Here is a 19,216-nt window from a genome sequence, read left to right as displayed (position 1 = left end):
CCTCGACCGGGCGGCACTCAGCCCTGGCACCCGGCCTCGGCGGCGCGACGCAGCGGACCGGGTACTGCCGGAACTGGCACGGTCTCCGCACGCGTTCGCCGAGTCCTTCGACGACGTCGTACGCCCCGTCCGCTCACGCTCGGGGTGCGGCCTTCTCCAGGTCGTGGACGGTGCCCGACATGACGGTCCGGATGTGCGCGGTCAGGTGCGCTGCCGGCCAGTCCCACCAGGCGATCGACAGCAGGCGGGCGATGTCGTCGTCGGAGTAGCGGGTGCGGATGAGTCCGGCCGGGTTGCCGCCGACGACGGCGTAGTCGGGGACGTCGTCGACCACGACGGCACCCGAGGCGATGACGGCGCCGTGCCCGATGCGCACTCCGGGCATGACCGTCGTGCCGTAGCCGAACCAGACGTCGTTGCCGACGACGGTGTCCCCCCTGCCGGGCAGGTCGGTCAGCAGGTCGAAGTGCTCGGCCCAGGAACCGCCCATGATGGGGAAGGGGAACGTGGAGGGGCCGTCCATCCGGTGGTTGGCCCCGTTCATGATGAACCGGACCCCGGTGCCCAGCGCGCAGAACTTCCCGATGACCAGCCTCTCCGGCCCGTAGTGGTAGAGGACGTTCCTGGTCTCGAACGCGGTCGGATCCTCCGGGTCGTCGTAGTACGAGTACTCACCCGCCTCGATCAGCGGTGACGTCAGCAGTGGCTTCAGCAGCACCACGCGCGGCTGGTCCGGAAACGGGTGGAGCACGGTCGGATCCGCGGGAAGACGGTTCACGGCGGTCGCTTTCGGTGCGGTGACGGCTGGCGGGAGCTCCATTCTGCGCGTGCCGTACGGGGTTCCGGTGTTCTGGGGACGGTCGACGGGCTCCGTCAGGCCCCGGGTTCCGGGTCGCCGCCGCGGCGCAGGTCGGCATCGGTGAGGGGTTCCAGGTCGCCGCGGGTGTCGAGCCGGTACAGGAAGGCCACGGCGGGGAAGACCAGGACCGCGGCCACCACCGTCACGATGATCAGCCAGTGCAGGGTGCTGGGCGCCCCCGCCGCCTCGGCCACCGTCAGCCGGCCGGGGATGAGGTACGGGCGCTGCGCCGCGCCCCACGCGATCACGGACGAGGCCATGAGGACGACGGCCGCCGGCCGGGACCACGCCCCGGAGGTGCGCAGCAGCAGCCATGCCGTGACGACGGTGGCCAGCACGGCCACGATGATGAGGACGAGCCCGGCGCCGTGGGTGAGGCCGTGCCACAGGTGGGGGGCGTCGGCATGGGCCACGATCAGGGTGACCGCCCCCAGCACGGCGAAGGCGCCGAGGGTGGCCAGTGCCCGCCGCCGGAAGTAGGCGTGCAGGTCGGGGGCTTCGTATCGGACGGCGTCCGCGGCCAGGAACACCGCTCCGAGCAGCGCCGTGCCGACGACGGCCAGCAGGCCGAAGAAGACGGAGGTCGGGTTGAACCAGGCGTGCGCCGTCGGCTCGGTGCCCGGCCCCACGCGCCCCGAGGCGATCCCGCCGGCGGCGGCACCGAGGAAGAACGGGGTCAGGAGCGAGGAGACCGCGAACACGGCGCCGTAGACGCGCCGTCCGGCGATCTTGCGGGTCGGCTTGCGCAGCGCGAAGCCGGCGCCGCGCAGCACGATGCCGATGGCGGCGAGGGCCAGGGGCAGCCACATCGCGGAGAACACGGTCTGGAAGAACTCCGGGAACCCGGTCCACATGATGACCAGGACGAAGATGAGCCAGACGTTGTTGACTTCCCAGACCGGGGCCATGGCGTGGTCGATGAGCCACCGGGGTCGCTTCCCGCGTTCCGCGCCGCCCGCCGTCAGGTCCCAGAAGCCCGCCCCGTAGTCGGTGCCGCCGGCGCAGGTGTAGGCGGCCACCGCGAGGAGCAGGACGGCGGCGATCACACCGGCGGCGGTCACGGCTTGCCGTCCTCGGTCGATGCCGTGACGGCGGAACGGGGGCCGTAGGGGGTATCGGTCTCCGGTGTCGCGGTCGTGCCCGTCTCACGGCTCCGTTCGTCGTCCAGGCGCCATCGGGTGCGCATCTTCAGGAGCACGGCCAGGAAGGAGCCGAAGATGAGGACGTACACGACGACGACCACGGCGAACATGGTCCACAAGGAGTCGGCGCGGGCCCCGGTCACCGCTTCGGCGACCCGCATGTTCTCGTAGACGATCCACGGCTGGCGGCCCACCTCGGTGGTGATCCAGCCGCATTCGACGGCGATGACGCTGGCCACGCCGGCGCAAGCGGCGCTGCGGTAGAACCACGGCGAGGCGGGCAGCCGGCGGCGGCGCCACCAGACGAACGCGTACCAGACGACGAGCAGCAGGAGCACCGAGCCGATGCCCACCATGATGTCGAAGGTCCAGTGGATGAGGGTGGCCTGGGTGACGGTGGGCCGGTTCTCCGCCGGTACGGACGTCAGTCCGTGCACCTCGGTGTCGGGGCTGAAGCCGGCCAGGATGGAGTCGAGTTGCGGGATCTTGATTCCGCCGGTGACGGTCCCGTCGGGGTGGAGGCGCCCGAAGAGGTACTCCGGGACGTGCGTGTCGGTGTTCCAGACGATCTCCATCGCCGCGAACTTGACCGGCTGCTTCTGGAACACCGCCCGGGCGATGGCGTCGCCCAGCATGAACTGGACGGGAGTGAACACGGCCGCCACCGTGAACGGAACGGTGAAGCCGAGCCGGTGGTAGCGGTCTCGGCGTCCGCGCAGCCAGCCGACGGCGTAGACGCCGGCCACGACGTATCCGGCGGTGAGCAGCATCGCCACGACGAAGTGCCAGTACTGCGGCCCGAACATCGGCGTGAAGATCGCCTTCCAGACGTTCACGTCGACGGGATTGCCCTCGGAGTCGAGGGAGAAGCCCCGCGGGGTGTTCATCCAGGAGTTGGCCGCCAGGATGCCGAACGCGCCCAGCAGGGCCGTCGCCGGCAGCGGCAGTCCGAGGAGGAAGTGGGTACGGGCGGGCAGCCGGCGCCACCCGTAGAGGTAGATGGCGATGAGGACGGCCTCCAGGAAGAAGGCCCACGCCTCGACGCCGAAGCCGATCCCGAACACATCGCCCCACCGGCCCATCAGCCCCGGCCACAACAGGCCGAACTCGAAGGACAGGACGGTGCCCGTGACGACGCCGATGGCGAACTGCACCGCCATGACCGCCGACCAGCGGCGCGCCAGCAGCAGGGCGGTCGCGTCGCCGCGCCGCAGGCCGTAGCCGTGCATGATCAGGGTGATCAGCGGCAGCGCCACGCCCATGGGCACCAGGATGATGTGCGTGGCGAGGGTGAAGGCCATGAGCGAGCGGGCCGGCAGCATCTGAGGTGGTGCCTCTGCCAGCAGGTGGAGCGTGGTGTGCATGCGTCCCTCCCCGGGGCCGAGCGGATGGAGGGTCAGCCGCCGGTGGCGAAGCCCGGGAAGAGGGTCATTCCGCCGTCCACGTAGAGCGTGGCGCCCACGACGTAGTCCATGAGGTCGGAGGCGAGGCCGACGGCTGCGTGGGCGATGTCCTCGGGGTCACCGACCCGGCCGTACGGGATCAGCTTGAGCAGGTCCTGCTCGGCCTGCTCGGTGTCCCAGGCACTGCGGTTGATGGGCGTGCGGATCGCGCCGGGGGCGATCGCGTTGACGCGGACCTTCTTCGGGGCGAGTTCCTGGGCGAGGGTCTCCATCATCATCTGCACGCCGCCCTTGGAGGAGGCGTAGTTCACGTGCCCGGCCCAGGGGATGATCTGGTGCACCGAGCTCATGCAAATGATCTTGCCCGCGGAGCTGGAGACCTCCGGGACGACCCCGCGCCGCAAGAACTCCTTCGTCGCCTCGCGGGCGCACAGGAACTGTCCCGTCAGGTTGACGTCGATGACCTTCTGCCACTGGGCGAGCGTCATCTCGGTGAAGGCGGAGTCCCGCTGGAGGCCGGCGTTGGCGACGAGGATGTCGATGGTCCCGAACTCCTCGACCATGCGTTCCGTCATGGCCACGACCTGGCCCTCGTCGGACACGTCCGCCTCGTACGCCGCCGCGCGCACCCCGAAGGAGGCGATCTCCGCGACGACCTTCTCGGCCTCCTCCCGGCCGGCCACGTAGTTCACGACCACGTCCGCCCCGGCCCGGCCCATGCCGATCGCCGTGGCCTTCCCGATTCCGGAGTTCGCACCCGTCACCAGCGCCTTCTGGCCCCGGAGCAGGTGCGCGGGGATCACACCCCGGGGTACGCCCTCGGTCGAACTCACGGCGGACTGCCTCCTTCGCACCGCCACCCCGTGCCGTCGGGGGTGACGGCACCCCGGCGGGTCCGGCGTCACCCAATCACCGCCTCCGGGGCGCGGCAGCCCGCTGCGCCCCGCGTTGCGCCACCCGGCGCAGGATCTTCGCCCGGTCGGCGGTGTCGCCGTCGCGGGTCAGCCCATCCGTTCGAGGAGGTGGTCGCCCACCCGCAGGGCGTTCGCAATGGCCGTCAGGGACGGGTTGACCGCGCCGATGCTCGGGAAGAAGCTCGTGTCGACCACGTACAGGTTGTCCAGTTCGTGCGCCTTGCAGTTCAGGTCCAGGGCCGACGACGCCGGGTCGGTGCCGAACCGCACGGTGCCCGCCTGGTGTGCGGTGGCCCCGATCGGCATGCCCTTGTGCAGGTACAGGCTGTGGTCCAACAGGTGGTGCTCGTGCATGCCGAGGCGGCCCAGCATGCTCTGGAGCTTGTGCCGCAGCCGCTTCAGCCCGGCCGTGTTGTGGGACTCGTCGAGCGCGAGGTGGATGCGGCCGTCGCCGTCCAGCGTGACGCGGTTGTCGGGCAGCGGCAGGTCCTCCCCGCACAGCCAGAAGTCCACCGCGTGGTGGGCCATGACCTCGAACGGCATGTTCGGGGTCACCGCGCCGGCCCAGCGCGGGGCCTCGCCGTGGATCTGTTCGGCGTCCGACTTGCCGAGCATCTGGATCCCGCCGAGGGGGTAGTCCCAGTCGTCGGCGCCCAGGTACCAGTCGTGCAGGGCGAGGGTCTTTTGGAACTGCGTGTCGTTCGGCTCCCGGGAGACGGCCATCAGGGCCAGGTTGTTGTGGCGCATGTAGAACCGCCCGACCACGTCCGAGCCGTTCGCGAGGCCCCGCGGATGCCGGTCGTTCGCCGAAGCGAGCAGCAGCGCGGCCGAGTTGACCGCGCCGCAGGCCACGACCACGAGGTCGGCGGAGAACCGGGCCTCCTCGCCGCCGGCGAGGCGGGCGACGACCGCGCTGACCGTGCGTCCCGTCGGATCCGTCTCCAGCCGCAGCACGTGGGCGTGGGTGACGAGCTCGACGCCGGGGTGCTGCAGCGCGGGCTCCACGCAGATCACCTGGGCGTCGGACTTGCCGCGCACCAGGCACGGGAAGCCGTCGACCCGGTTGCAGCGGATGCAGACGCTGGACGGGGTCGCCCGGCCTGCCGCGTCCTGGTCCAGGTCGACCCCGATGGGCAGGTGGAAGGGGTGCAGGCCCTGCTTCTCCAGGTCGTCGCTCAACTGCTGGATCCGCGGCTCGTGTTCCACCGGCGGGTGGGCGTACTGGGCGCTCGCCGGCCCCTCGAAGGGGTCCTCGCCGTGCCGGCCGTGCACCCGGTAGAGGTGCTCCGCCTGGGTGTAGTGCGGCTCCAGGTCCTCGTAACGGATCGGCCAGGCGGGCGAGATCCCGTCGTGGTGGCGCAGCTCCCCGAAGTCCTCGGGGCGCAGCCGGAACAGCGCCGCGCCGTAGAACTTGGTGTTGCCGCCGACGTAGTAGTTGACCTCGGGAGGGAACTCGCGGCCGTGTCGGTCGAACCAGAACTCGGGCGCGCGGTACTTCCCCTTGACGAACACCGCCGTGGAGTCCCAGTTGTCGCGTTCGCGGGGGAGGAAGCCGCCGCGTTCGAGGATCAGCACCCGCTTGCCGGACGGGGCGAGCCGGTGGGCGAGCGTGCCGCCGCCCGCGCCCGTTCCGATGACGATGACGTCGTAGTGCGGAGCGTCGTTCAACCGGATCACCGTCCTCGGCTTGCGGTGCCGCCGCCCCGGCGGGTCCGTCGCGGCAGGGTCCCCCTTCGAACGTATACGCCCCCCGCCGGTGCGGCACCCGGGGATGCGGCGGGGCCGGCAATGTCGGGGCCGACGACCGGGCCCCCGACGGTGCGGGTCACAGGACGGCGATCGGGTTCACCGGCGAGCCGGTGGCCCCCGGCAGCCGCAGCGGTGCCACCGTGCACAGGAACCGCCAGCGCCCGAGCTCCGCGCACGCGTCGGCCAGTTCGTCCAGGTCCAGGTAGTCCATCAGGTGCATGCCCAGGGCGTGCAGAGCCAGGACGTGCACGGGGAAGGAGACCCCGGGCACCGGACTCGGGGCCGTGTCGTTGTTGCCGTCCGAGCCGAGGACGGCGACCTGCCGCTCGGCCAGCAGCCGCATGCACGCAGGATGCAGGCCCGCCCGGGCGTGCGCCGCGTCCCACGCGCCGCTCTCCCGGCGCCGGCGCCGGTGCCCGACCCGTACGAGCAGCAGGTCGCCCGGCCCGATCCGGACGCCCTGGGCCTCCTCGGCCGCCGTCAGCTCTTCGGCGCCCACGAAGTCCCCGGGCTCCAGCCAGGGGACCCCGCGCAGCCGCGGGACGTCCAACAGGACCCCGGGACCGACGATCCCGTCGTGCACCAGGTCCAGGGTGATCCCGAGGGCGGCGCCGGCCGCCAGACGGCTCTCCGGGACGCCGCCGTGGAGCTCGCCGTCGAACACGACGTGACACAGGGCGTCGAGATGGCTGTGGGCGTCCCCGTGGACGTTCATGGCGAACCGGTCCAGGGCGAAGTGCACCCCCGGAGTTCCGGTCTCCGGTGCGGTCGGCGCCGTCAGCCGGTAGACGGCGGGCTGCGGATCGTCGGGACCCGGCTGCGTCTCGATGGGCGCGGCCAACGACACGGTGCGCCCGTGGCGCACGTCGGCCGCGGCCGCGGCCACGCGCGCGGGGGTCAGGTGGGCGAGGGTGCCGCGCCGGTGCTCGGGGCCGGTGGGCGTACGCCGGCACAGCTCGGCGTGCAGGGACCGGAAGGCCGCCTCCGTCATGAAAGGCGAAACCGTCCGGTCGGGCGTCGGGTCGTCGTCCGTCACGCGGGTCTCCCGGTCTGCCGAAGGCCCCGCCTCCACTGTCCGTCGCCGCGGCGTCCCGTGCATCCCGGCGGGCCGGCGCCGGCCCCGCGGCCCGCCGGACCGCGGCGCACGGCTTCCTCAGGGGCGGTGTCCGGCGACCGACCGGTACGTGACGGGGAAGTCGAAGTAGGTGTCGGGGAACAGCTCCGGCTTGTGCGTGAAGTGCCACCACTCCTCGGGCAGGTTGACGAACCCCTCCGCCGTCAGCGTCGACCTCAGCAGGTCCCGGTTGGCGCGCTGTGCCCCCTGGACGCGCGGGTCATCGGTGTGCGACAGCGTGTCGAAGCAGTCGAAACCCGTGCCCATGTCCACCGAGTTGTCCGGGTAGCGCTCCGCCCGGGGCGCGTAGCAGGGCACCGATTCCTGCCCCGGCCGCGGGCGGGGCGCCGGCAGTGCCGGCAGCCGCACCAGCGTCACGTCCGTGGTGCTGCCCCGGCTGTGTCCCGACTTCTTCGCGATGTAGCCGTCCTCGAACAGCCGGGACTTGTCGACGCGCGGATAGAACTCCGCCTTCCGCCGCTCGTCGCCGAGGTCCTCGGCCCACCGTACGAAGTGGTCGACGGCCCGCTGCGGCCGGTAGCAGTCGTACACCTTGAGCGAGTAGCCCTGGCGCAGCAGGCGCACCTGGGCCCGGTGCAGGGCCTCGGCGGCCGGGCGGGTCAGGATGCAGACGGGCTGCCGGTAGCCGTCGACCGGCTCGCCGACGAAATTGTGCGGGCGCACGTACCGCATGTCCTGCAAGATCGTCGGGTCGACCGAGCTCAGTGCCACGAACGCGCGCGGAGCCTTCGCCCCGGGTGGCGGTGCGCTCGCCCCGGCGGGGGCGGCGGCCACGGCCGTCGTCAGAGCGGCGGCGAGGGCCGTCACGGTCAGGGCGAGGCGTGCCCTCATCGGCGGTAAGGACGTGGAACCGGTCATCCGGGCCTCCAGCGGCGGTGCAGTGGGAACGTGATCGGGCACCATGCTGCCCGACGCCGGGCCCGTCCCGTCCGGATCCGGCCGGACCCGCCCGGACTGCGCCCGCCGCGGTGCGGACCTACGCTGATCAGGTGACCCGGCTGCGCCGGAGGAGCGGTGATGCCGGCCGCCGTCCGCACGCAGCACGAGGGAGGTGATGCCCGATGTCCGCACCCCGGGCAGCAGCGGCCCGCTGCGCGACCGCCGGAGCCGCCTGCTTGCTGGCGTTCACGGGCGGGGGCGTGGCCCGAGCCGATGACAACGGCATCGCCGACGACAGCGCCCAGGCCATCGCCCAGGCCTCGCGCAAGGCCATGGCCGAGCTCACCTCCATGCGCATGGTGGGCAAGGTGACCGACACCTCGGGCACCACCACGCTCGACCTGCGCTTCGACGATCAGGGCGACTGCGTCGGCACCGTCACACCCCCCGGCGGCGCGGGCACGGCCGCCATCGTCAAGCGCGGCGACGACGTCTGGATGAAGCTCGACGACGCCCTGCTCAAGGCCCAGGTACCGGGCCCCGCGGCCGACGACGCGATCGCGCTCATCAACGGCCGCTACCTGCACGGCACCACGGACAGCCCCCTGCTGAGCGATTTCGCCCAGGTCTGCGACCTGGACTTCTTCAAGAAGGAGTTCTCCTCGAAGCCGCCGAGCGAACAACTGGTCAAGGGCCCCCGGACCACCGTCGACGGCGTGCCCGCCATCACGGTCACCAGCCGGCGCGACAGCGGCGCGACGGGCACCTACCAGGTCTCCACCGAGGACGAGCCGTACCTCCTCCAGGTGCGGGGCACCGATGAGTCCGGCCGGAAGGTGGACGCCTCCTTCTCCGACTTCGACGAGCCCGTCACGCCCAAGCCCCCGGCGCCGGCCGACTCGGTCGACCTGTCCGAGCTCCAGTAGCGTCAACGCAGTTGCCGGCGGACCAGGCCGTGGAAGAGGCCGGTCGTGTCGGCGAGCAGTTCGGCGGGCGGGCCCTGCTGGACGATCCGGCCGTCCGACATGACGATCACGCGGTCGGCGTCCATGACCGTGGAGAGCCGGTGGGCGATCACGAGGCGGGTGGTCCGCAGGGCACCGGTGGATTCGGTGACCACGCGCTGGGCCTCGTTGTCCAGCGCGCTGGTGGCCTCGTCGAGGAACAGGACGCGCGGCTTGCGGATGAGGGCCTGGGCGATCATCAGCCGTTGGCGCTGACCGCCCGAGACGGTCCCGCCGCCGTCGGACAGGATGGTGTGCATGCCCATCGGCATGGCCTCGATGTCCGCCGCCAGCCCCGCCATCGCGGCGGCCTCCCACGCCTCCTCCGGCGAGAACGTCCCGGTGCCGCGGATGCAGTCGAGGATCGAGCCGGAGAGCGGCTGGGCGTTCTGCAGCACGACGCCGCACTGGCGGCGTACGGCCGCCCGGTCGAGCGCCGCCAGGTCCTGACCGTCGTAGAGCACACTGCCCGAGAGGGGCCTGTCGAAGCCGATGAGCAGCCGCAACAGCGTCGACTTGCCGCAGCCACTGGCCCCGACGACCGCGACGAACTCGCCCGGTCCGATCCGGAGGCTGACGTCGTCGAGGACGAGCGGGCCGTCGTCGGCGTAGCGGTAGGACAGGTTCTTGGCCTCGATGGCACCGGTCAGCCGTCCCGGGCGGGTACTGGAGCGGTCCACCTCGGGGACCTCCCGCAGGAGCGGCCGGATCTGCTCGAACATCGGCAGGACCGCGGCGGCCGAGACGAGCGCCCCGGTCACCTGCGTGACCGACGACAGCAGCATCGTCAGCGCGGTGCTGAAGGTGAGGAACTCACTGGCGGACATGGCGCCGCGTGCCGGACCGGCCAGCAGCACGAACATCACCAGCGTGCACAGCGGCAGGTAGACGGCGCCGAGGACCGTGCTGACGTTCTGGGTCCGGCCGATGCGCTGCTGCAGGTCGCGGGTACGGGCGAACTCCCGCGCCCAGGCTGCGTACGCGAAGCTCTCGGCCGCGGCGACACGGAGCTTGGGCAGGCCCCGCAGGGTCTGGAAGGCCTGGTTGCCCAGCCGGTGTCCGAGCGCGTTCAGCCGGCGCTCGTACCGCAGCTGCCACAGCCCCAGGCCCAGGAAGATCCCCGCGATGACGACCAGCATGGCCAGCGCCGCCATCGCCAGCGGCACGCTGTGGACGAACAGCAGCACGAAGCTCACCGCGCCGACCGCGCCCGCCTGCACGCAGACCGGTCCGATGCCGGACAGCACGCGGCGCATCGCACTGATGCCCATCGCCGCGCCGGCCAGTTCGCCGGTCGAGCGACCGGTGAAGAACGTCGCCGGCAGGCGCAGCAGCCGGTCCCACACGGCCGGTTGCAAGGTGGCCTCGATGCGGCCCTCCACGCGCAGGAGGGACGTGTTCTGCAGGAGCATGAAGGCGGCCGCGACCACGGCGGTCGCGGCCAGCGCCAGTCCGGTCTGCACGATGAGGCCGGTCTCGCCCTGCGGGACGTAGCGGCCGAGGACCTGGCCGGTGGCGACCGGCACCAGTGCCCCCAGCACCACCGCGACCAGCCCGCCCAGCAGCAGGCTGCGCAGCTCTGGGAGGGTGCCGCGCACGCTGAAGCGGAGCAGGGCGGGCAGGCCCACCCGTCCCTCGGGCAAGGGGCGGTACAGCATGACGGCGCGCGGTTCGAAGGCGGCCCGGTTGGCCCGGCCGACCCGCTCGCGCTCGCCGGTGGCGGGGTCGACCGCCTCGTAGCCGCCGCGCCGCCACAGCAGGGCGACCGGCGTGCCGTCCTTCTCGCGCCGGCCCACCAACGGTCCGCTGTTCTCCCGCCACCAGTGCCCGCCGAGACCGACCGTGCGGGTGCGGATCCGCGAGGCGAGCGCGATGTGTTCGACGGGATCCAGCTGCGCGGACGCGGTGCCCGCCCCGTTCGGTGGGGACAGGGCGATGCCGGCCGCGCCCGCGACGAGGCGGCACGCCGCGAAGGTCGCGTCGACGTCCGCGCTGCGGTGCTGGTCCCGGCCGCCGGCGCGGACGATGGACGCCAGCAGCGTCCGGTCCGCCTGGGTACGGGCCGCCCGGCCCGCCTCGATCCCGGCGGCCGTGCGGTCCTCGTGGGCGCGCTCCAGCTGTTCGATCCAGCCGTCCAGGGCGTACAGCAGCCGGTACTGCTGGTCGACCATGCCCTGCCACACCGTCGCGTCGACGAGGAGGGTGCCGACCGCCTCCGCCTCGTACACGGCGCCGTACCGCACGCTGCCGGGGGCGATCCGCATCCACAGGATGTCGTCGTCGGCGCCGCCGTGCCCGGTGGTGGCGGTGCCGGCCAGCGGTGCCTCGTAGAGCACGCGCAGACCACGGCCGATGCCGCGCGCGAAGGCGTCCTCCAGCGGGCTCGGCCCTTCTGCGGCAGCGGCGCCGTGCTGCGCCGCGTCGGCGTACTGCGGGTACTGCGGGTACGGCGCGTACGGGGGGTGGTCCGGGTACGGCGCGTACTCCGAGGGGTGAAGCTCCCGCAGTTCGATGCGGCGCAGCCGGCACCCCTGCAGGGGCCGGCCGACCAGGGTGTGATCAGGGCCCTCGGCCGGACCGAGCAGCAGCGTGCCCGACTCCAGCCGACCCAGGAAGTGCCAGTGCCCGGACTGCGCGGCGTCCACGGCGAACAGGTCCAGCTCGCCCTCCACGACCAGCCACAGGACGAGCGGCCCTTCCAGGGACAGGCTGCCCGCGCCCGCGCAGTCGACGGGCGTACCCAGCGCGCCCAGGGCCGCGACGACCGGGTCCGGCGCCCCGCCCGACGGGCGGACGGCGGCGGAGGCGGTGGTGGTGGTCGCATGGTCCGCGTACGTCACCTCAGTGCTCCCTGACCAGTGCGGCGTACGGGCCCTGCGCGGCGACCAGCCGTTCGTGCCGCCCTCGTTCCACGACCGTGCCCCGGTCGAGCACGACGATCTCGTCACTGTCGCGCACCGTGCTCAGCCGGTGGGCGATGACCACACAGGCACAGCCGCGGCGGCGCAGGTTGTCGATGATGACCTGCTCGGTCACCGCGTCCAGGGCGCTGGTCACTTCGTCGAGCACCATGACGCTGGGGCGGCGCACGAGCGCCCGTGCGATCTCCAGGCGCTGGCGCTGGCCGCCGGAGAAGTTGCGGCCGTCCTGCTCGACGCGGCTGTGGATGCCACCGGGGCGGCGGGCCACCACCTCGTGCACGGCGGCGTCCTCCAGTGCGGCGATCACGGCCTCGTCCGTGATGGAGGGGTCCCACAGCGTGACGTTGTCGCGGACGGTGCCCTCGAAGAGGAAGACGTCCTGGTCGACGAAGGAGACGGAAGCGGCCAGCGCCCCGCGCGGTATGTCCTCCAGCCGCATCCCGTCGATGCGTACGGCCCCGGCCCAGGGGGCGTGGAGGCCGGAGACGAGCCGGGAGACGGTGGACTTGCCGCTGCCGGAGCCCCCGACGAGCGCGACCTGCTGCCCGGGTCCGACCGTCAGCGAGAAGTCCTCGAGCAGCGGGGCGTCCAGAGGGTTGTAGCCGAACGTGATGCGGTCCAGCTCCACGTGGCCCTTGAGGCGTCGGGTGGAGGCCGCGGGCTCGCGGCGTGAGTAGACCCGGTCGACCGGGAAGTTCTCCACGTCGCCCAGCCGGGCGACGTCGGCCGCGAAGTCCTGGATCCGGCCGGCGACGCCGCCCAGCCGGGAGATCGGGGCGGTGAAGCTGGTCACCAGGGCTTGGAAGGCGACGAGCAGGCCCACGGTGAGGTGGCCCTCCACCGCCCGCAGGCCGCCGATCGTCAGGATCAGCGCGCTGTTGAACGCCGCGAGCGTGGGCGCGACGATCGCCAGCCAGGCGCTGGGCACGCCGAGCCGCTGCTGCACGTCGAGGGTGACGGCGTGCTGTCCGGCCCAACGGCGGAAGAACCCGTTCTCGCCGCCCGTCGCCTTCATCGTCTCGATGAGCTGGAGACCGCTGTACGCGGTGTTGGTCAGCCGGGCGCTCTCGGCGCGCAGCTTCCTGGTACCGGTGGCCCTCAGCCGGATCGCGATCCGCAGGGCGACCACGTTGAGCAGCGCCACGGCCACGCCGACGAGGGTGAGCTGCGGATCGTAGGTCCACAACAGCACCGCGTAGAGCACGACCACCACGGCGTCCACGGCCGCGGCGGACAGGTCCCGGGCGAGGGTCTCGGCGACGGCGTCGTTGGACTGCAGGCGCTGGACCAGGTCGGCCGGGTTGCGCTGGGAGTAGAAGGTGACCGGAAGCCTGAGCAGGTGCCGGAAGAAGCGGGCGCTGCTCAGGGTCGAGGCGATGATGCGCCCGCGCAGCAGGTTGGCCTGCAGCAGTGCGGTGAGGGTCGCGGTGAGGACGAGGGCGACGGCCATCGAGGCGAACAGCACACCGAGCAGGGAGGTCTGCTCGCCGATGAGGAACATGTCGATGTAGGTGCGGCTCAGGGCCGGTACCGCCGCGCCGACGACGACCAGGAGGAGGCTGGCGGCCACGGCGGCGGCCATGGTGCCCGAGGTGCCCCGCAGACGGGCCGGCACGGCCCCGAGGACGCCCGGTCCGCGGCCACCGCGGCGGAACCCGTCGCCGGGCTCGAAGGTGAGGACGACCCCGGTGAAGCTGGTGTCGAACTCGTCCATGGGGACGAACCGGCGGCCCTTGGCGGGGTCGTTGACGTACATGCCCGTGCGGCCGAGCCGCCGGGCCGTGCCCTCGTAGACGACGTAGTGGTTGAACTCCCAGAAGAGGACGGCCGGGGCGCTCACTTCGGCGAGCGCGGCCAGGTCCATCTGCATGCCCTTGGCCGTCAGGCCGTACCCACGGGCGGCCTTGAGGAGGTTGCTGGCGCGGGAGCCGTCCCGGGAGACACCGCACGCGATGCGCAGCTCTTCCAGCGGTACGAAGCGGCCGTGGTGGCCGAGCACCATGGCCAGGGCGGCGGCGCCGCACTCCACCGCCTCCATCTGCAGCACGGTGGGGGTGCGTACGGGGCGGGGCGTCCTGCCCCGCCGTACGGGCGCGGGTACGGACGCGGGCCTGCGGCGGGAGCCGCCCTTCGGCTCGGGCCGGTGGCGCCGGCGCCCGGCGGGAGGGAGGTGCGGCGCGGTCACGGCAGCAGCCAGTCGACCGGGCGCTGCGCGGCGAGGTGGACGGCTCCGGTGACCGGCGTCCTCGAATCGACGGCGTACGGGGGCCCGTCGGCGGAGGACCACCGGTAGCCGGAGGGGGTGGCGGAGGAGCGTTCGAGGCGTACGACCACGGCCACCGGGCTGCCCTGGCGGGAGAACTGTTCGGCGAGCCCGCCGTCGCCGAGGAAGCCGCCGATCTGCGCCCGCGTCAGGGGTGCGCGGCCGACCGCGGTGACGCGCCCGCGCAGCATGCCGAACCGCTGCTGCGGGACGGACTGCACGCTCAGGTCGACCGGGGCGCCCACGGCGATCGCGGAGCCGCTGCCGCCCGGCACGTACAGCACGGCCACCAGCGGGTCCTGCGGCCCCTTCGCACGTTCTACGGTGGCCACGTCCGCACCCGTGGAGATGACCGAACCCACCTTGGCCACCAGGGTCGTCAACCGGCCGCCGGTCACCACGCGCACGGGTCGTTCCCCCTGCTCCGTACGGACGTTGAGCAGGGGCGCACCGGCCGCCAGCAGCTGGCCTTCCTCGGCGAGGACCCCGGTCACCTGTCCCGCGACGGGCGTCTGCAGCACGTAGCTGCCCTCCGCCCGGGTGAGGATGCCGGATGCGCTCAGCTTGGAGGACACGGTGCCGGTGAAGGCCCAGTAGGTCGCGGCCGCCATGACGGCGACCGTGACGGCCAGGACGAGTCGCCCCTGCGGGCGGGCCAGGCGGACGGGCAGGTCCAATTCCTCGGGCGATTGCAGCTTGGAAAGAGCCTTTTGGCGAAACTGCACGGACTGTTCCTTCGGCTGCATTCGTATCGTCGGGCGGAAACGCGGACGGCCGTGAACCCCGGAACCGTGGGGGATGATCCGGGGTTCACGGGCTATTTCCGATCAGAGACCGGCGCGACCGGAGTTCACCGAAACACCGGTGATGCCCGTGACGAGACCGGGGACGTGGGAAACGATGCCGGTTGCGGCCTGGACGGTGTTGAGGGAGCCCACGACGCCCACGACGTTGTTGACATCGCTGGTCACGGCGCCTGCCAGGCCGCCGGACACGCTGATGATGCCGCCGGACACGCCGTCCAGCTCGGTGTCGTCGATCTCGCGGGTCTCAAGGTCGTTACGCATGGCGCGCACCTTTCATTGGGGGGAGGAATTCATCGCCGCGCGGCGGGCGGCGCGAAACTCGGCCGCCGTTCCTGACTGCTGCGATGGGCAAGATGAAAGCACGCGAACGAGCCCCCCACCGAATCCCGTTGACTTCCCGTCACGTGCGGACGGCCACCTATGCCGACGGACGTGCAGCATGATTCACGGAATGCTGGCGACTTCTTCACAAGATCGAGTAACAGATCAGGGTAGGGGGTTGCTTACAAGGAACTGAACGGGAGCAAGTGCAATCAAACGGACAGGGCATATGCGGACAAATCGCCGCGCGGGGGAGGTGTGCTGTCGAGATCGCGAACGCCCTGTGCAGGTTTCCCGGGGGAGCGCGGGGTGACGGGCCCCTCACACCGGGTCGCCGGACGCCCATGGGCCGGATGCCCATGGGCGTGGGGTGCCGCCACCCCGACTCCCCGTGCGACCGGAGCGGTTACTGCCAGTCGTCCCAGGGCGGCGGAGCCATCTCGTCCAGGTCGAAGGGCGGCTCGTCGAAGTCCGGTGCCGACGCCGCGGGCCGTGCCGCGGGCGGAGTCGCCGGGTGAGCCGGAGCGGCGGACTCGGCCGGCGGTGTGGAGGCGGCGGCCGGGACCGTGGCGGCGCACTGCGCCAGGGTGTCGAGGACGCCCTCGGCGTACTTGGTGAGCTTGGCCTCGCCGACGCCGCCGATGGTGCCCAGTTCCTCCGTCGTGGTGGGCAACCGCGTCGCGATCTCCCGCAGCGTCGCGTCGTGGAAGACGACGTACGCCGGTACGCCCTGCTCCTTCGCCGTCTCGGCCCGCCAGGCGCGCAGGGCCAGGAAGACCGGTTCGGCCGCGGCCGGCAGGTCGACCGGTACGCGGGCGCCCTTGCCCGAGCGCGATCCGGACTCCTTGCGGGCGGTTGGGGCGGGCGCCTTCTCCTTCCGCATGGAGACGCTGCGGCGTCCGCCCAGCACCTCGCCGCTGTCCTCCGTCAGCACCAGCGTCCCGTACTCGCCCTCCACCGCCAGCAGCCGCTGCGCCAGCAGCTGGCGTACGACGCCCCGCCACTCCGCGGTGCCCAGGTCCGCCCCGACGCCGAACACCGAGAGCCCGTCGTGGTCGAACTGGATGACCTTGGCCGTCTTCTTGCCCTGGAGGATGTCGATGATCTGGCCGGCGCCGAACTTCTGCCGCCGTTCGTTCGCCAGTCGCCACACGGTCGACAGCAGCTTCTGCGAGGCGACCGTCGCGTCCCAGGACTCGCCCGGCGTCAGGCACGTGTCGCAGTTGCCGCACGGTGCGCCCGACTGCCCGAAGTACTCCAGCAGCCGCACCCGGCGGCAGTCGACCGTCTCGCACAGCGCGAGCATGGCGTCCAGGTGCATGCTCAGGGACCGGCGGTGCGTCTCGTCGCCCTCGGAACCCTCGATGAGCTTGCGCTGCTGCACCACGTCCTGCAGGCCGTACGCCAGCCACGCCGTGGCCGGCTCGCCGTCGCGGCCGGCCCTGCCGGTCTCCTGGTAATAGCCCTCGACCGACTTCGGCAGGTCGAGGTGCGCCACGAAGCGCACGTCCGGCTTGTCGATGCCCATGCCGAAGGCGATCGTGGCCACCACCACGACCCCGTCCTCCCGCAGGAAGCGCGCCTGGTTCGCCGCGCGCGCCCGGGCGTCCATGCCGGCGTGGTACGCCACGGCGTCGATGCCCTGCTCCACCAGGAAGGCAGCGGTCTTCTCCACGGAGGCCCGCGAGAGGCAGTAGACGACTCCGGCGTCACCGGCGTGCTCGCTGCGGATCAGCTCCAGCACCTGCTTGAGCGGGTTGTTCTTCGGGGCGATCCGGTACTGGATGTTCGGCCGGTCGAAACTCGCGACGAAGTGCCGGGCCTCCTCCAGGCCCAGCCGCGCCACGATCTCGGCATGGGTGGCCTCGGTGGCCGTCGCGGTCAGCGCGATCCGCGGCACCTTCGGCCAGCGCTCGTGCAGCATCGACAGCGCGAGGTAGTCGGGCCGGAAGTCGTGACCCCACTGGGCGACGCAGTGCGCCTCGTCGATCGCGAAGAGCGAGACCGTCCCCCGGTCGAGCAGCCGCTGGGTGCTCTCGGTGCGCAGCCGCTCGGGGGCCAGGTAGAGCAGGTCCAGCTCGCCGGCGAGGAACGCCTGCTCGACCGTCTGCCGCTCGTACGGGTCCTGCGTCGAGTTGAGGAATCCGGCCCGCACCCCGAGGGCGGTCAGCGCGTTCACCTGGTCCTGCATCAGCGCGATGAGCGGCGAGATGACGATGCCCGTGCCCTCTCTGACGAGCGCCGGGATCTGGTAGCAGAGCGACTTGCCGCCGCCGGTCGGCATCAGCACGAGGGCGTCACCACCGCCGACGACCTGCTCGATGATCTCCTGCTGCTCACCGCGGAAGGAGCTGTAGCCGAACACGCGGTGCAGTACCTGCAGTGCGTCGGAGGTCTCGGAGGTCTCGGGGGAAGCGTCGGGGAGTGCCATCCACGAAGCCTATCGACACCCACCGACACCGGATCCCGTTCGCCCGGACCCGGAAAACGGGAGGGCCCGGCCCGGCGGCGCCCAGTAGCATCCCGGGATGGCGAAGACGATCAAGAAGCTGACCCCGGAAGCCGGGCGGACCGACACCGCGGGCCTGCGCGCGTGCGACGCGGACGCCCTCGCGAAGTGCGCGGCCGACGCGGCCCAGCCGTGGTGGCGCCGCAAAGCCTGCGCGCAGGCCCTGGCCGGACGGGTGCCGGAGCGGCAGGTGGCCCGGTTGATCGCCTGCGTCCAGGACACCGGCGATGTGGGCGAAGTGCGCATCGCCCTGCTGGGCCTGCTCGCGGACCGCCCCGAGCTGCTGCCCTGGCTGCGGCACGAGGACCGGCAGCAGGAGGGCGCGTACGGCATGGCCGAGGCGGTCCTGGGGGCCCGCGGCGCGCTCGGCGACCTGACGGCGGTGGGCGCCCTGGCGACGCTCGCCTTCAGTCCGTGGCGTCACCGGCGGGAGGCCGGCGAGGCGGGGCTGGACGCACTGGCCGCCCGGCACGGGGCCCGGGCGGTGCTGGCCGAACTCGACGGGGCCCGGCCCGAGGACCGCTCCACCGGCGTTCGCATGCGCCACCGAGCCGGCGAGGACGTCACCGATGCGCTCGCCGACCCCGACCGGGCGGTCGCGTACCGCGCCCAGGAGTTCCTGACCGACCCCGAACGGCTGCGCGGCTACCTCACCGGGGCGCCGACCGAGGAGGCGAAGCTGTGGGCCCTGTACGCGCTGCACCGGCTGACCGATGACACCGCCGAGACCCGGCGGCTGTACGAGGAGCTGGGACGGCCCCGCGTCGAGGTGGCCGGCCTGGACGAGGAACTGCGCGCGGCGATCGTCCACGAGTACGGGCCGTGGGCCGAGGAGCGGACCGATCCGCGGTGGCGGATCGAGGCCGTGTGCACGCGGCCGCCGCCGGCCACCGATACGGCCGAGCAGCTGCGGCGGGCCGTGGCCGCCCTCACCGCCGCGGGCCTCGCACCGAAGCCGCCGGTCTCCTGCGGAGAGGACAACCGACAGGGGGACGGTACGTACCACGTGATCGGCTACGGCCCGAGCGACAGCAAGGTGTTCATCAGCACGCTCGGCCGGTTCGCCACCGATCACGACGACGACCCGGACGTGCACCGCGCCCTCGAATCCGCCGGCTTCCGCTGGATCGACCAAGCCGTCGGCTCCCTCCGGGTCACCGACCTCGGGGTGTACTACTTCGGCAGCCGCGACCCGTTGGACGTCCACACCCTGCTCTTCTACTGGCAGGACTAGCAGGACCGGGCCCGGACGGCCCGGTACGCGCCCTGCCGTCACGGTTGCGTTCCGCCCTATGATCGTCACTCCGCGTA

Annotated in this window: 14 protein-coding genes; 2 read left to right on the top strand and 12 right to left on the bottom strand. The window is 72.3% G+C overall.

Going from position 1 to position 19,216, the window contains the following annotated elements:
• Nucleotides 1–133: 133 nt before the first annotated feature.
• From OG386_RS07395 to OG386_RS07365, 7 genes are all read right to left on the bottom strand, one after another.
• On the bottom strand, nucleotides 134–820 hold the full coding sequence (locus OG386_RS07395) for a CatB-related O-acetyltransferase (RefSeq protein ID WP_328787359.1): 687 nt from the start codon (nucleotides 818–820) through the stop codon (nucleotides 134–136).
• 53 nt (nucleotides 821–873) lie between these two features.
• Nucleotides 874–1,920 (bottom strand): cytochrome d ubiquinol oxidase subunit II, encoded by a 1,047-nt coding sequence (locus tag OG386_RS07390; RefSeq protein WP_328787358.1) that lies wholly within the window; start codon nucleotides 1,918–1,920, stop codon nucleotides 874–876.
• Complete coding sequence (locus OG386_RS07385) at nucleotides 1,917–3,365, bottom strand: cytochrome ubiquinol oxidase subunit I (RefSeq protein WP_328787357.1); 1,449 nt, start codon at nucleotides 3,363–3,365, stop codon at nucleotides 1,917–1,919. Before OG386_RS07385 ends, OG386_RS07390 begins: the two co-directional genes overlap by 4 nt.
• Nucleotides 3,366–3,397: 32 nt before the next feature.
• The gene (locus tag OG386_RS07380) at nucleotides 3,398–4,192 is read right to left on the bottom strand and encodes an SDR family oxidoreductase (protein WP_384843725.1); all 795 of its coding nucleotides are present in this window, start codon (nucleotides 4,190–4,192) and stop codon (nucleotides 3,398–3,400) included.
• 213 nt (nucleotides 4,193–4,405) lie between these two features.
• The gene (locus OG386_RS07375) at nucleotides 4,406–5,986 is read right to left on the bottom strand and encodes a GMC family oxidoreductase (RefSeq protein WP_328787355.1); all 1,581 of its coding nucleotides are present in this window, start codon (nucleotides 5,984–5,986) and stop codon (nucleotides 4,406–4,408) included.
• A gap of 157 nt (nucleotides 5,987–6,143) precedes the next feature.
• Entirely contained in the window at nucleotides 6,144–7,058 is a 915-nt protein-coding gene (locus OG386_RS07370; RefSeq protein WP_328793189.1) for a cyclase family protein, read from the bottom strand.
• A gap of 162 nt (nucleotides 7,059–7,220) precedes the next feature.
• Nucleotides 7,221–8,060: a M15 family metallopeptidase gene (locus OG386_RS07365; protein WP_328787354.1), complete on the bottom strand. Its 840-nt coding sequence runs from the start codon at nucleotides 8,058–8,060 to the stop codon at nucleotides 7,221–7,223.
• A 203-nt stretch (nucleotides 8,061–8,263) separates the two neighbouring features.
• Here OG386_RS07365 and OG386_RS07360 point away from each other — a divergent pair, with 203 nt between their 5' ends.
• Nucleotides 8,264–9,007 carry a hypothetical protein gene (locus tag OG386_RS07360; protein ID WP_328787353.1) on the top strand — a complete coding sequence of 248 codons (744 nt, stop codon included), beginning with the start codon at nucleotides 8,264–8,266 and terminating at the stop codon, nucleotides 9,005–9,007.
• A gap of 2 nt (nucleotides 9,008–9,009) precedes the next feature.
• On the opposite strand, the gene OG386_RS07355 is transcribed toward OG386_RS07360, so the two are convergent.
• The 5 genes from OG386_RS07355 to recQ form a co-directional block, all read right to left on the bottom strand.
• Nucleotides 9,010–11,925, bottom strand: a complete 2,916-nt coding sequence (locus OG386_RS07355; RefSeq protein WP_443053135.1) for an NHLP bacteriocin export ABC transporter permease/ATPase subunit — start codon at nucleotides 11,923–11,925, stop codon at nucleotides 9,010–9,012.
• 1 nt (nucleotide 11,926) lies between these two features.
• Complete coding sequence (locus OG386_RS07350; RefSeq protein WP_328787352.1) at nucleotides 11,927–14,191, bottom strand: NHLP family bacteriocin export ABC transporter peptidase/permease/ATPase subunit; 2,265 nt, start codon at nucleotides 14,189–14,191, stop codon at nucleotides 11,927–11,929.
• Nucleotides 14,188–14,994 carry an HlyD family efflux transporter periplasmic adaptor subunit gene (locus OG386_RS07345; RefSeq protein WP_328787351.1) on the bottom strand — a complete coding sequence of 269 codons (807 nt, stop codon included), beginning with the start codon at nucleotides 14,992–14,994 and terminating at the stop codon, nucleotides 14,188–14,190. Before OG386_RS07345 ends, OG386_RS07350 begins: the two co-directional genes overlap by 4 nt.
• A 102-nt stretch (nucleotides 14,995–15,096) precedes the next feature.
• Nucleotides 15,097–15,336 (bottom strand): hypothetical protein, encoded by a 240-nt coding sequence (locus OG386_RS07340; protein WP_327381397.1) that lies wholly within the window; start codon nucleotides 15,334–15,336, stop codon nucleotides 15,097–15,099.
• Between the two features lie 466 nt (nucleotides 15,337–15,802).
• Nucleotides 15,803–17,827, bottom strand: coding sequence for a DNA helicase RecQ (gene recQ, locus OG386_RS07335; RefSeq protein ID WP_328787350.1), 2,025 nt, complete (start codon nucleotides 17,825–17,827; stop codon nucleotides 15,803–15,805).
• 97 nt (nucleotides 17,828–17,924) lie between these two features.
• Between recQ and OG386_RS07330 the strand changes: the two genes are divergently transcribed.
• Nucleotides 17,925–19,139 carry a hypothetical protein gene (locus tag OG386_RS07330; protein ID WP_328787349.1) on the top strand — a complete coding sequence of 405 codons (1,215 nt, stop codon included), beginning with the start codon at nucleotides 17,925–17,927 and terminating at the stop codon, nucleotides 19,137–19,139.
• Nucleotides 19,140–19,216 lie beyond the last annotated feature (77 nt).

This window comes from Streptomyces sp. NBC_00273, assembly GCF_036178145.1.
Classification (GTDB): domain Bacteria; phylum Actinomycetota; class Actinomycetes; order Streptomycetales; family Streptomycetaceae; genus Streptomyces.
Note: the sequence above shows the minus strand (reverse complement) of the source record. Positions and strands in the feature narration are given on the sequence as shown.

Bases quoted from the DNA above. Each gene is read 5' to 3' on its own strand.
- OG386_RS07395 (WP_328787359.1), bottom strand. From the start codon at position 820: ATGGAGCTCCCGCCAGCCGTCACCGCACCGAAAGCGACCGCCGTGAAC.
- OG386_RS07385 (WP_328787357.1), bottom strand. From the start codon at position 3,365: ATGCACACCACGCTCCACCTGCTGGCAGAGGCACCACCTCAGATGCTG.
- OG386_RS07370 (WP_328793189.1), bottom strand. From the start codon at position 7,058: ATGACGGAGGCGGCCTTCCGGTCCCTGCACGCCGAGCTGTGCCGGCGT.
- OG386_RS07365 (WP_328787354.1), bottom strand. From the start codon at position 8,060: ATGACCGGTTCCACGTCCTTACCGCCGATGAGGGCACGCCTCGCCCTG.
- OG386_RS07360 (WP_328787353.1), top strand. From the start codon at position 8,264: ATGTCCGCACCCCGGGCAGCAGCGGCCCGCTGCGCGACCGCCGGAGCC.
- OG386_RS07340 (WP_327381397.1), bottom strand. From the start codon at position 15,336: ATGCGTAACGACCTTGAGACCCGCGAGATCGACGACACCGAGCTGGAC.
- recQ (WP_328787350.1), bottom strand. From the start codon at position 17,827: ATGGCACTCCCCGACGCTTCCCCCGAGACCTCCGAGACCTCCGACGCA.
- OG386_RS07330 (WP_328787349.1), top strand. From the start codon at position 17,925: ATGGCGAAGACGATCAAGAAGCTGACCCCGGAAGCCGGGCGGACCGAC.